This window comes from Rhizobium beringeri, from assembly GCF_004306515.1.
Taxonomy (GTDB): domain Bacteria; phylum Pseudomonadota; class Alphaproteobacteria; order Rhizobiales; family Rhizobiaceae; genus Rhizobium; species Rhizobium beringeri.
This window is the reverse complement of sequence record NZ_SILG01000001.1, coordinates 3,191,163-3,203,909: the sequence shown is the minus strand read 5'-3', so window position 1 is coordinate 3,203,909 and position 12,747 is coordinate 3,191,163. Positions and strand designations below refer to the sequence as shown.

General features: G+C 56.0%; 9 protein-coding genes. 8 read left to right on the top strand and 1 reads right to left on the bottom strand.

The genetic code is table 11. The features are described from left to right. The first annotated feature begins 91 nt into the window (after positions 1–91). The 4 genes from ELH03_RS16140 to ELH03_RS16125 all read left to right on the top strand — a co-directional run bounded on the left by ELH03_RS16140 (position 92) and on the right by ELH03_RS16125 (position 5,068). A complete protein-coding gene (locus ELH03_RS16140; RefSeq protein WP_128412698.1) occupies positions 92–1,303 on the top strand; it encodes an SLBB domain-containing protein in 1,212 nt (403 codons plus the stop codon). 73 nt (positions 1,304–1,376) lie between these two features. Beyond that, positions 1,377–2,033: a sugar transporter gene (locus ELH03_RS16135; RefSeq protein WP_128400014.1), complete on the top strand. Its 657-nt coding sequence runs from the start codon at positions 1,377–1,379 to the stop codon at positions 2,031–2,033. Positions 2,034–2,087: 54 nt separating this feature from the next. Continuing rightward, complete coding sequence (locus ELH03_RS16130; protein ID WP_128400015.1) at positions 2,088–4,364, top strand: polysaccharide biosynthesis tyrosine autokinase; 2,277 nt, start codon at positions 2,088–2,090, stop codon at positions 4,362–4,364. After that, positions 4,364–5,068, top strand: coding sequence for a hypothetical protein (locus ELH03_RS16125; protein WP_128400016.1), 705 nt, complete (start codon positions 4,364–4,366; stop codon positions 5,066–5,068). Before ELH03_RS16130 ends, ELH03_RS16125 begins: the two co-directional genes overlap by 1 nt. Before the next feature lie 234 nt (positions 5,069–5,302). On the opposite strand, the gene rapA2 is transcribed toward ELH03_RS16125, so the two are convergent. Next, a complete protein-coding gene (gene rapA2, locus ELH03_RS16120) occupies positions 5,303–6,001 on the bottom strand; it encodes a calcium-binding lectin RapA2 (protein WP_128400017.1) in 699 nt (232 codons plus the stop codon). Between the two features lie 689 nt (positions 6,002–6,690). Here rapA2 and ELH03_RS16115 point away from each other — a divergent pair. From ELH03_RS16115 to ELH03_RS16100, 4 genes are all read left to right on the top strand, one after another. Continuing rightward, positions 6,691–8,313: a right-handed parallel beta-helix repeat-containing protein gene (locus tag ELH03_RS16115; RefSeq protein WP_128400018.1), complete on the top strand. Its 1,623-nt coding sequence runs from the start codon at positions 6,691–6,693 to the stop codon at positions 8,311–8,313. A 482-nt stretch (positions 8,314–8,795) separates the two neighbouring features. Continuing rightward, entirely contained in the window at positions 8,796–10,562 is a 1,767-nt protein-coding gene (locus tag ELH03_RS16110; protein WP_128400019.1) for a type I secretion system permease/ATPase, read from the top strand. A gap of 15 nt (positions 10,563–10,577) precedes the next feature. Next, complete coding sequence (locus ELH03_RS16105; protein WP_128400020.1) at positions 10,578–11,885, top strand: HlyD family type I secretion periplasmic adaptor subunit; 1,308 nt, start codon at positions 10,578–10,580, stop codon at positions 11,883–11,885. A 143-nt stretch (positions 11,886–12,028) separates the two neighbouring features. Further along, positions 12,029–12,724: an SGNH/GDSL hydrolase family protein gene (locus ELH03_RS16100; RefSeq protein WP_128400021.1), complete on the top strand. Its 696-nt coding sequence runs from the start codon at positions 12,029–12,031 to the stop codon at positions 12,722–12,724. Positions 12,725–12,747: the final 23 nt, after the last annotated feature.

Below are 12,747 nucleotides of genomic sequence, written 5' to 3'. Positions count from 1 at the left end.
AATCGGCTTTCAGTGTTATTGATCGGGGATCGTCTTGTATTTTGTCAGATTGCGGAGCAGTAGCTTCAGGGGCGTCAACACAGGGTATTCTATGGGTTGTTCTCGTATCGGTAGTACACGCGTCGCCATTGTTGTAGCGCTAACGACTATATTGGCAAGCTGCACATCGTTGCCAAGATCCGGCCCCGATCACAAAGATGTTGATCGGGATGCTTCAGTGAAAGTGACAACGAAGGAGCGTCGCGTCGGTATCGACTACGCCCTGATTGATCTCAGCAAGAACGTCCTGTCGTATTTTTCCGCTCCCCAGCCGACCTCCTTCAAGGGGTTTGGCGGTGGTCGAGGCGGGGCGCCTGAAATTCCGCTCGGTTTCGGTGACGTCGTTCAGGTCGCCATCTTCGAAGCTCAGTCCGGCGGTCTGTTCATTCCGTCCGATGCTGGTAGCCGACCTGGCAACTACATCTCGCTGCCAGAGCAGACCATCGATAGAAACGGGACGATCACAATTCCCTATGCGGGTCGGGTTCCGGCTGCCGGTCGCCTGAAGGAGACCGTGGAGCAGGACGTCGAAGATCGCCTGGCGAGCCGCGCGATCGAGCCGCAGGTGGTTATTACGACCACGACGAGCCGCTCCAGTCAGGTTGCCGTGCTCGGTGATGTCAATAATCCCCAGCGCATCGAGATCAGCCCGGCCGGTGAGCGTGTTCTCGATGTCATTTCCGCCGCGGGCGGTTTGACGACCAACAATATCGAAACGAATGTGACGCTGCAGCGTCGCGGCAAGACGGCAACGGTCGCCTACACGACGCTGTTGAAGAACCCGGCCGAAAATATCTATGTCGCACCGGATGATACGATCTCGATCGATCATGAGCGCCGTACCTATCTTATGCTCGGCGCCGCAGGCACCAGTGGCCGCTTCGATTTCGAAGAATCCGACCTGACCCTTGGAGAGGCAATCGCCAAGGCGGGCGGCCTGCGCGATGATCGCGCCGATCCGGCTCAGGTCCTGCTCTACCGCCTTGTCCCCAAGAAAACGGTTGCAGCGATGCATGTGGACGCGACCAGATTTACGGGTGAAACGGTTCCGGTGATCATCCGCGCGAATCTTCGCGATCCGGCAACCTTGTTTGCTGTTCAGCAATTCAAGATGGAAGACAAGGATATTATCTATATTTCCAATTCGGACTCTGTTGAATTGGTCAAGTTCCTTGACATCGTAAACTCGGTATCGTCCACTGTTTCCGGCGTAACCGACGATGCGAATGATACCCGTAACGCGGTACAGGATCTTGGAAATTGATTGAAATAGGCCGCTGTCATTGATCGCGAATGATCGATGACAGCGGCCTATATAGCGGATTTGATGAAGGACTATGGTTATGGCAAGGTCTGGTGTTTATCGTAAGCTTGCGTATAGCGGAATTGTCGTCGCGATGTTTACCGGGATGAATTCAAGCGCTTTTGCGGCAACTTGCGTGAGGCTTTCAAATCTGACTTCAGTCGATATCAGTGGATTTACGGCCAACCCCGCCGTTCTGCTTGATATGTCCGATCCGCTCGTTTTGTCATCGAGCGTCCGCGCGCTGGTTGGAAGCAGCAATGACGCGCTGTCGCCGGTGATCGAGCAGGCCAAGAAAGCCGATGCCGCGCAGATGGCTGCTATCGGTTCCGGTCTTGGGCGGGCCGCAAACAGCTGCCAGGTAACGGATCCGCTATTCAAGCTGGCCATCGAAAAAGCCGTCGCCGAGGCAGCGAGCGCCGATCCGAATCTTGCGCCGCTCCTTGCCGCCTTTGCGAAGGTTCTCGCCGAAGGCGGAACCGCGGCGCTCGGCCCGGGTGGAAGTGCTTCAGCCGCCGCATCCGGCATCGGCAACAATGGATCGATTGGCCGGACGGGGCCGGGAGCGGACGACGGTACGCCGTTTGAGGGCAGCGAGACAACCGCCGGTACGCTGAAGGTTTCGAATGCTGGGGCAGGGCAGTCGTCTGACTCGGCGGAATCGACTAGTGTTAGTATCCCGGTCATATAATAGCTGGAATCGCCCTTAGATCTTAGCGCTTGACGCATTTGTTGGAGATCGAAATTGCTATCGCCAGATAAACTTACGCCGCGTATCGACCCCTCCCGCGATACAGGAAACGAAGCTGATTTCATCGATTTCGACAAGCTCATCGCAATCGCCCGCCGACAGTGGCGGATGGTTGCGGCGTGCGGCTTCGCCTTCGCCATTCTGGGCATTGTGTATGTCCTGACCTCGGTGCCTGTCTACACCGCCGACACGAGCGTGTTGATCGACCGAAGCGACAGTCAGGTGATCAACCAGCTGGCGGCTTTCGGCCAGATGGACGATGACGAAGGTACTGTCCTCAGTCAGGTCGAGCTTTTGAAGTCCGACACCATCGCCTATGCCGTTGTCGACAAGCTGAAACTCGTCGACAATCCGGAGTTCATGGGACCGAAAAGCTCGCTTTTTTCTGTCTCAACGTTGAAATCCTTCATGAATTTTCGGTCGTGGTTTGCCGATGACGCAGCCGTCGCACCTGATCCGGAAATGAGGCGGCGAGGCGCTGCGGAGACCGTCGCAGGTAACATCGACGTCGAACGCGTCGGCCGCTCTTACGTCCTCGATGTCAGTTATACCGCGCAGTCACCCGATCTGGCGCGTGATATCGCGGCTGCTATCGCAGACGTCTATCTGGTCGACAAACTCAATTCGAAATACGAGGCGACGCGCCGGGCCGGCCAATGGCTGCAGGAGCGTATCGAAGAGCTCAGGCAGCAGGCGCTGGACACCGACCTTGCGGTTCAGAAATTCCGCAGTGAGCATGGGCTTGTTGAAGCCGGATCCGGTACGCTGATTAGCGATCAGCAGCTTTCCGAGATCAATACCCAATTGATCAATGCGCAGGCCGAGACAGCGAAGGCCGAGGCTAGGTATGCGCGCGTCAAGTCGATTATCGACGCCAAGCAGACCGATGCGATCGTCACCGATGTGCTCGACAGCTCCATTTCGAATGACCTGCGCAAGAAATATCTGGAGGCTTCCAAGCTCGAAACTGAAATTGAGGCGCGGCTCGGTCCCGATCACGTCCAGGCGGTTCGGCTTCGTGCGGAAATGGAAGAATATAAGAGGCTCATGTTCGATGAGTTGAACCGTATCGCCGAGAGCTACCAAAGCGAGCTGCAGGTCGCGAAATCGCGGGAAAACTCTTTGCGCGACAGTGTTACACAGGCGACGGGCGTAGCCGCAACGGCTGGCGAAACGCAGGTGGAGCTTCGCGAACTCGAGCGCACGCGTGATACCTATAAGAATCTCTATCAGAGCTTCTTGACGCGTTATCAGGAAGCAATTCAACAGCAGAGCTTTCCGATTACCGCTGCGCGCATCATCACGACGGCGGAGACGCCGACGAAGCCGAGCGCTCCGAAGAGAGCTCTCGTCGTTGCTTTCGCGATGTTCGTGGGATGTGCATTTGGGAGTGGTATAGCGGCCTTCCGCGAATTCCGGGATCGGTTCTTCCGCACCGGCGATGATGTCCGGGACGTGCTTGATGTCGAGTCTCTCGGTGTCATGCCGCTGATTGAAAATAACGTCGACGATCCGACGCTCGTTGATCCCAGCAATCCGCGAAGCATCGCCAGGGGCGGGAAGACCACGACCTATGTCGAGGAGCATCCGCTCTCGGCATTTGCCGAGACGCTTCGAAGCGCCAAGATTGCCATCGACCTCAGTGCTGCCGATCAGCGCTGCAAGGTCATCGGCGTCGTGTCGAGCTTGCCCGGCGAGGGGAAGTCGACGACATCCATCAATTTTGCCAAACTCCTGGCAATGCAGGGTGCGCGTTGCCTGCTTATCGACGGCGACATGCGCAATCCTGGTGCCACCCGGGCGATCGGCCGCCATGCCGAGGCCGGCTTGCTCGAGGCGATCGTCGACAGCCGTCCGCTCAAGGATCTGATCCTTCTCGATCCCAAAACAAAGCTCGCATTTTTGCCGACGGTGGCACGGTATCGTGTTCCGCATTCGTCGGAGCTGCTTGCGTCACGCGGCATGGATCAGCTTCTTCAAACGGCACGTCAAAGCTTCGATTATATTATCGTCGACCTGCCGCCCTTGGCGCCGGTTGTGGATGCACGCGCCATCAATTCGAAGCTGGATGCGGTGGTTTTCGTTATCGAGTGGGGAAAGACATCGCGCAAGGTCGTGCAGTCGACCCTGCTGTCCGAGCCGGAACTCTATGCGAAATGCGTCGGTACTATATTGACCAAGGTCGACCCGTCGCAGATGAAACTTTACCGGACATTCGGTTCGAGCGAGTATTATTATAAGCGTTATTCGCGATACTATACCGAAAGCTGATGTTCCGCGGCCAGTTCGTTTCGGTTACCAGGATCGCTTTCGTTATCGTCACCGTCGTCTTTGTGGTGCTGGCCGGTCGAGAGCTGTACGCTTCGATAAGAACGGCCAGCATCTCGATCGTCGCCGAAAGGATCGAGCGTGGAGAGACCGTCGCGGACGATGTCGTGACCAAATACGCGTCGCGTAGTGTCGACGTCGTTGACGGTCATTATTGCCGATCCGACATTGTGGCTGCCGGCGTAACCCTCGTTCTGGCGCAACTCGATCGGCAGAATGTCAATATCAACTACGACGCCTGGGCCGCTGCGGCGTCGAGTGCGCGCCAGTATCTGCGGTATGCGCTTTCGTGCATGCCGACGAATAGCAATTTTTGGCTTCGCCTTGCGGCCGTGCAGTCGATAATTGCGGAGGAGCCGGCTGCGGTTGCGGGAATGATGAAGCGTTCGGTTGTGCTCGCGCCGTACGACCAGGTGATGATCCTGACGCGATTTTATTTCTGGAATGATTTCACCGATGCAACACTTGCGGCGGCAAGGAACGCGCTCGACAGTGATCTCATGACCATGCTGAAACTGGGCGATCGTTGCAGGGTCAACGCCACGATAAAAGAGATCAGCCCGCAGCTTCGTCCAATCTTCGATCGAACCTGGACGAGCGTCGGAGACGCTGCGACGGCGCGGTTCCGGCAGCGTTGCAGCAAGTAAATTACCGAGGCCGTTTTCAAAGACAGTTCCGAACTCCAAAACGGCACTGAACCAACGCCGGATGGAATATAATCGTGCTGTCTGGAGGCCGTTCCGAACACCGCTGAAGTTAGCGGTCCATCTGGTTGCCGGCAGCTGCGCACCACGGCTCATTCTCTTGAGCGGAGCTCAACTTGCATAAAACAAAGCCCGCTGCTTACGCGGCGGGCTTTGTTTTTGATTGGCTATTGACGATCAGACTTCTGCGTCCGCGCCAGTGATGTTGAGTGTCAGAACGCCGGCGTCGGTGTGGCCTTCGCCGTCGGAGATCTTGTAGAACTGGATGGTTTCCGTGACGTGATCGCCCGGAGCGACATCTACTGCCAGATCATAGGTGAACGTTCCATCCGCCTTGACATGGAACGTGCCATACGTGCCGGCGACATCGGTCGTTGCGCTCGGGTCGCCATTTACGTTCGTGGTGCCGAACTGACGGAGGAAGAGATGACCATTGTCGCCGGCAATGTCGTTGTCCAGAGCGTTGCCGCCGATGGCGTCGCCTTCGGTGAAGCTGTAGTGGTCGTCGACCGCGATCGGCTTTACCTGGGTTACGCCCTGGATGTTCAGGGTGAACAGGCCGACATCGGTATGACCGCTGCCGTCGGAAATCTTGTACGCGACTTTCTCCTGGAGCAACTCACCATTGGTGAAGTTGACCTTGGCAGCATCGCTTAGCACATAGGTGTAGCTGCCATCGGGCTTGACGAAGAAGGTGCCGTAGTCGCCCTGGATCTCTGTGATCTGGCTGTTGCCGCTCTTGGCGCCAACGCTTGCGCCGTCGAAGGCACGCAGGAACAGGTGTCCGTTATCAGATGAATCGTTGGAAAGCAGATTTCCTGAAATGGCGTCGGTTTCCAGGAATGTTGCACTATCGTCGGTTGCGTGAACAGCCATCAGTTCTCTCCTTGAATTGTTCTTTGCTAGGTCAATTCTGACCTTTAGCGAGCTGCCCGATTAAGGATATCTTAATACAGAGAGTCAAGGGTGTAATTAACGGCAAGTGAACATTTTCGGGTGTATTGTACAATAATGACACACATACAACTCGCATAAGACAATGAAACGCTTGGGGATTATTACGTTAATAATAAGTGAAAATGCCAAACGACAGATACGGATTCATATTTCTTCAGAAGGGAAGAATGTTTATTCAGGGGCAATTTATAAGAATACCAGGAGGTGCTTATGTGCAGATGAGATTTTCATATAACCACTACGGGCTATAGCGTGACGTCGCCGTTTTGTTTCGTTGCGTGCTCTAGTGCCTGCTTTTTGCCGAAGTAACTGATGTCGCGTTCTTGTCATATATGTTTATCAAGTAATATTTCTTTCGGGTCGCAATTTTCAAAAATTAATATGCCTAGTCTGGAAGATAGTCTTATTTCCACTACGGATATTAGGTAACGGATTCCATAATTGTGCAGCGCAACTTTTTTTGCAATGCAAAATATTCAAGATATGAAGGTATTTTTGGGGGAGCGTAAGAATTATCGCGAGATAGAACGCATTTTAGTGTTCCATTTTAGCAGGCAGAGAGAGGTCCGCGGTTAATAGATTTTCCAGTATCTTTGGGAGATCACGGCGTGACCGTCTACTATGTAAATTCGGCAACAGGGTCCAATCAGAATAGTGGAGTGAGCGAGCAGTCGCCTTTCGCGACGCTTTCCGCTGTCGAGGCGCTTAAGCTCAATCCCGGTGATAGCGTGCTCCTGGCTGCCGGAAGCGTTTTCAACGAACAGTTCGATTTGAAGTACTCTGGCAGCATCGCCGCTCCGATTACGATCGGCAGTTATGGCGTTGGCGATGCGCCCGTTATTCATAGCAGCGGTGACGGCATTCACACTTCAAATGCGTCGAATATCGTTATCGAAAACATCAAGATATCAGACACATCAGGCGCGGCGATATACGCAGCAAACGTCTGGAACTGGACAGTCCGCAACGTCGAAGTGGAAAATACGGGAAGCTCCACCAAGGCCGGTTCGGTCAATTTCAAGAGCAGCCAGAACATCACGATCGAGAACAGCACGATCACCGGCGTGAACGGTGATGGCATCTGGATGGAAAAGGTTAAAGGCGTCACCCTTCTCAACAACACCGTCGCCAACAGCCACGGTACCACGGCAGATGCCATCCAGTTGAATGACAGCAGCAATATCCTGATCAGCGGCAATTACCTCGACCAGACGGGCGCAGCTACGCCGAAGGGCGTCATCGCGCTCGTTCGGCCCGTGAATGCCGTCGTTGAGGACAACACGCTGGTTGGCGGCGGCTTCGGGGTCAGCGCGCAGGCGGGCACCAATATTGCCATCCACGACAACGATATCTCCGGTTACGGCGGCTATAGCTGGTCCTACGCCATCGGTCTCGGCGACCAGGGCGACACGAAGAACTACGACATCTCAGGCAATTACATCCATGATGGCGTATGGGGCGTGTCGATCAGCGCCGCCGGCACTCCAATTTACGTTCGTGAAAATATCGACGTCCACGACAACGTTTTCGAGGACCTCTCCTCGGCGGCGCTGAAGGTCGACAGGCCTGCATCGGGCTCGTTTCATGACAATATCATAGACAGCGATGTCACGCCGTACAGTATATCGCCTGCCATCATCGCCGCGAATACCTTTCCCGTCAGCGATAACCAGACGCTTGAACAAGCCCAGACCGCGTTGGAAAGCCAGGATAGTCTCGTTGCTGGCGATACAAACGTCAGTTCGGCGTCGACTGCCGAGCACGTGTCTACCGCTGCGGCTTCCGAAGTGCATGTGGAGGTTTCGCCACAGCAGCAGACCACCGCGGTAGTGACAGAAAAGCTTGTATCCACCGCGCCGCTGGCTGTGACGCCAAGAATCGTCGCGGTTCATGACAATCTGAAGATCTCGACCGACACCGGCAGCGCCTATCACGGCAATCTTCTCGAAAACGACAGTGCCTCCAACGGGACCGTGCTGCTCCGCCGCTTCGGTGACAGTGCGGTGGACAAGCATGGGCTGACGCTGACCGGGAAATACGGCGTCATCCATGTCGACGGCGATGGCGACTATACCTATACGGTCGATGCGGCCAAACTCGCCGGCATTAGCGGAAACGTCAGCGAATCCTTCCAGTACAAGATCTCTGACGGTGCTTCGCACATCGATACGGACTCGTTGAGCGTCTCCATCAACGTGGATGCATTTCATAGCTCACATTCGCTGGTCTGAGCCTGACGGGACGGGTCGGCGGGGCGCCTTGCAAGCCGTTTCTCTCGACGTCAAAGCTCGATGATGGGTGCTCGCCGGCGGTCGAGGGGATGGCCGCTGACAGAATATTTCAGCCGTTCATCGTCAGAGCGAACTATAGACTGAATATATAGTTAATACCCGAGTAAACATCGTGTTTATGCACGCGGCGCGGCCATCCCTTTGAACCGTTATTGGGCGGGTTGCGATTTTCACTTGCTTAGGCCGGTATATTTAGCGTAGCGTTAAGTTAAGAACCCCTGAAATCGCGTGCTATAAATTGGAATTATTTGGTCATTTTTTGGTGGGATTCATATAATAAGTAGTGAGCTTGCAAGCGGAGGATCGGCACCGGTGCTGACGATCCAGATGCGGTTGTGTCATTGATCGGGCTTGATGGACCCGTAGCCGCGGTGCGCTGGCATGTATGCCTGTGGGTTATGCGGTAAGAGAGGGATTACTTGGTGTTTCAGAGTTCAACAGCTGATGTGAGCGAGCCGTCCAAAGCATTGAGGAAATGCAAGGGGGGGCTTGTTTTCATTGGAATAGCAAGCGCGCTTATCAATATCCTCTATCTTACAAGTTCATTTTTTATGCTTGAGGTGTATGACCGGGTCATCCCCAGCAAAAGCATACCCTCGCTGGCTGCCCTGGCAATACTTGCGTTAATGCTTTATGCCTTTCAAGGAGCGTTCGAGGTTCTGCGAAGCAGGATGCTCGTGCGTGTTGCCGGTTCACTTGACGAGATGGTGAACGGACGTGTCTTCCGGGCGCTTATCAAGGCTCCGCTGAAGGTCAAAATCGGCGGCGACGGGCTTCAGCCGTTGCGCGACTTCGACCAGATCAGAACCTTCCTGTCCGGTATGGGCCCGACGGCGATGTTCGATCTGCCGTGGTTGCCGTTCTATATCGTGATCTGCTTCCTGTTCCATCCGGCGATCGGATATATCGCGATCGGTGGATCGCTGGTTCTCGCCATCCTGACGTTCATGACCAATCAGGGAACGCGTACGCTCTCGAAAAAGCAGTCTGACTCCGCCAATATGCGGAATGCCTTCGCGCAGACCTCGATCCGCAACTCCGAGGTCATTCACGCCATGGGCATGGCAGGCACGATGGCCGAAATCTGGGACCGCAAGAACAGCGAATACCGGACGATCACCCGGCAGGCATCGGATGTCGGCAATGGATATGCGACCTTGTCGAAGATTTTCCGTATTGCTTTGCAATCGGGAACGCTCGCGACCGGCGCAATCCTGGTCATTCAAGGGCAGGCCTCTTCGGGAATTATCATCGCCGGCTCGATATTGACCTCTCGCGCCCTGGCGCCTGTCGAAGCGGCGATCGGAAATTGGCGTGGTTTCGTTTCTGCTCAGCAGAGTTGGGCGCGGCTTTCTAGCCTGCTGAAGACCATTCCTGAAATTCCAGCCCCTCTCGCGCTCGCGGCGCCTACCAAGCAAGTCACTGTCGAGGGCCTGGCGAGCGGACCGCCGGCGGGCCAGCGCCTGGTCATCTCCGATGTCAGCTTCGGCTTAAGGGCAGGGAGTGCGCTTGGGGTCATTGGTTACAGTGCATCGGGTAAGTCGTCGCTGGCGCGGGCGATGATGGGCATCTGGCCGACGGTCAGAGGATCCATTCGCCTTGATGGCGCAGCACTCGACCAGTGGGACGGCGACGCACTTGGCCGGCATATCGGGTATCTTCCGCAGGATGTGGAGCTTTTCTCGGGCACCGTCGCTCAGAATATCTGCCGCTTCGCGAAGGAGATGTCGCCCGAGGCAGTGGTTGCCGCAGCGAGGGCGGCGCGTGTTCACGATCTTATCCTTCGTCTGCCGAACGGTTACGAAACCGAAATCGGAGAAGGCGGTGCCGCGCTTTCAGCCGGCCAGAGGCAGCGTATCGCGCTTGCAAGAGCGCTTTACGGCGAACCATTCCTCGTCGTGCTCGACGAGCCGAACTCCAATCTCGATGAAGAAGGCGAGCGGGCGCTGAGTGCCGCGATCATGAGCGTGCGGGCGCGCGGCGGCATTGTCGTTGTCATCGCACATCGGTCCGGCGTTCTGGCGGTCTGCGACTTCGTGTTGATGATGCAGGATGGCCGCATGATCGCGTTCGGTCCCAAAGAGGAAGTTCTGGCAAGGGTCAGCCGTCCGGAAGCGGCGCGCACGCCGATTGCCGAGCGCGTGGCTCAGCTTAAAGTCGTCGTCGACGGCATGAATGCGGCCGAATAGGCCAGAGGGAAGATTGTGAGTAAAGTTATCAGTGAATCGAAACGTTCCCTCAATCGGCATGTTGCCGTTGTCGGTGTGCTGTCGATAGCCCTCGTTTGCGGCATCGGCGGTTGGGCGGCGACGACAGAGCTTTCGAGCGCAGTCATCGGCGAGGGCGTGATCGTCGTCGACGGCGATGTCAAGAAGGTCCAGCACCTGACAGGCGGTATCGTGTCGGAACTGCTGGTCGCCGAAAACGACCATGTGACGGCAGGGCAGGTGCTGATACGACTCGACGGGACGACGACAAGAGCGAACCTCTCGATTGTCGAAAGCACGCTCGCTCAGCTTTATGCGCGCCGCGCCCGTCTGAAGGCGGAGCGAATCGGCGCCGAGTCGTTCGAGGTCGAGGAAAACATCAGTGATCTGACATCCAGCACCTCCGCGGAGAAGCTTCTCGACGGTGAGCAGAAGTTGTTCGACAGTCGCAGGACGGCGCTTATCGGAATGAAGAGCCAGTTGGCATCGCGCAAGGATCAGCTGGGCGAGCAGGTAAAGGGGTTGGTCGTTCAGATCAATGCCACCAACGATGCCTTGGGTTTGATCGAACAGGAGCTTGAGGGCATTGATACGCTCTACAAGAAGGGGCTCGTCACGCTTCAGCGTTTGAATACGCTCAAGCGCGCACGCGCCGATCTCCAGGGCAATAGCGGCCAGGAAATCGCAGCAAAGGCGGAGGCCGAGGGTAAGGCAATCGAGATCGATCGCCAGTCAATCCAGCTGGATGAGGATCGTCGTTCGGAGATCGCAAAGGACCTGACCGACGTCGAGGCACAGATCGCCGAATATGAAGAGCGCCGCGGAACCGCACTCGATCAGCTGCACCGTCTCGACATTACCGCGCCGCTGACTGGGCGAGTTCACGAACTTTCGGTTCACACCGTCAATGGTGTCATCGATCCCGGTCAGACGTTGATGCTCGTCGTTCCCGAAAATAACGAACTTACGGTCGAGGCGAAAGTCGCCACCCGCGATATTGACCAGGTTCATGTCGGCCAGTCCGTCGATGTGCGTTTCAGTGCTTTCGATCAACGCACGACGCCTGATGTGAGCGGTGAGATTACCTCAATCGCCCCTGATATCGTCAAGGATGAGCGCACGGGCATCAGCTACTATCCCCTGCGCGTCAAGCCGAAAGCTGAAAGCATTGCCAGGATGAAGACGATAAAGCTCTATCCCGGCATGCCGGCCGAGGTCTTTATCAAGATCGGCGATCGGACCGTCATATCCTATCTCACGAAGCCGCTGACCGATCAGATGCAGCACGTATTTCGCCAGGAGTGATTGGCGGCTGTTTCGCGTCGTTGAGAGCCCCGACGTCTCAAAGCAGCCATCCGCCAGGGTGAGGTTGGATAGTTTCGCCTTGCTCGAACGGGCATGATCGGCCATTTCACGAAATTGTCTCAAGCCTGCTGCAAGGTCTCCCCATGATGTGTTTGCTGCTTTGGCGAGCGGCGCCGACTGAGAGGCGACCGGCTTATGGACTGGTTCTGTTTCTGGCGTGTCTGGTGATGTTTTCAGCGGTCAAAAACGGCCATGCCGATGGCCCTCAGCCGCTGAAAATAGTGGCTTTCGGAACATCCTTGACGGCCCGCGGGGGGTGGCAGCCCGCTCTCGAGACAGGGCTTTCAGCCTGCCTGCGAAGGCCCGTGAAAGTCGAGAGCGTTGCAAAGAGCGGCGAGACGTCACTATGGGCGCTTACCCAAGTTGATCGCGTCGTTGCCGCGCAACCGGATATCATCCTGATTGAACTCTACGCTAACGATGCGACATTGCATCGGTTCGTGTCGCTTGCGCAAAGCCGAAAGAATATCGGCGACATCCTCGACCAGCTCCGCCAGCGCCTGCCGCAAGCGCGGATCATCGTCATGGCCATGAATCCGTTTTCAGGATTGCGTGGGCTAATCCGCCCTTTTGCCGATAGCTATGTCTCTGCCCATCAGGCGGAGGCGGAAAAACGTGGTCTGGAGTTTGTCGACCACCGGCCCAACTGGGAGCGTCTTAAAGCCCATGATCTGGCGGCGGCAATTCCTGATGGCGTGCATCCTTTGCCCGACGTGGCCTCCAAAATCATCGCGCCTGAACTCGTCAAACGTATCGCCGGCAACAATTGCGGAGAATGAAAAATTCTCTCATGCCGTCACAG

Coding starts and splice junctions, on each gene's coding strand:
- ELH03_RS16135 (WP_128400014.1), top strand. CDS start 1,377: ATGGTTATGGCAAGGTCTGGTGTTTATCGTAAGCTTGCGTATAGCGGA.
- ELH03_RS16125 (WP_128400016.1), top strand. CDS start 4,364: ATGTTCCGCGGCCAGTTCGTTTCGGTTACCAGGATCGCTTTCGTTATC.
- rapA2 (WP_128400017.1), bottom strand. CDS start 6,001: ATGGCTGTTCACGCAACCGACGATAGTGCAACATTCCTGGAAACCGAC.
- ELH03_RS16140 (WP_128412698.1), top strand. CDS start 92: ATGGGTTGTTCTCGTATCGGTAGTACACGCGTCGCCATTGTTGTAGCG.
- ELH03_RS16100 (WP_128400021.1), top strand. CDS start 12,029: ATGATGTGTTTGCTGCTTTGGCGAGCGGCGCCGACTGAGAGGCGACCG.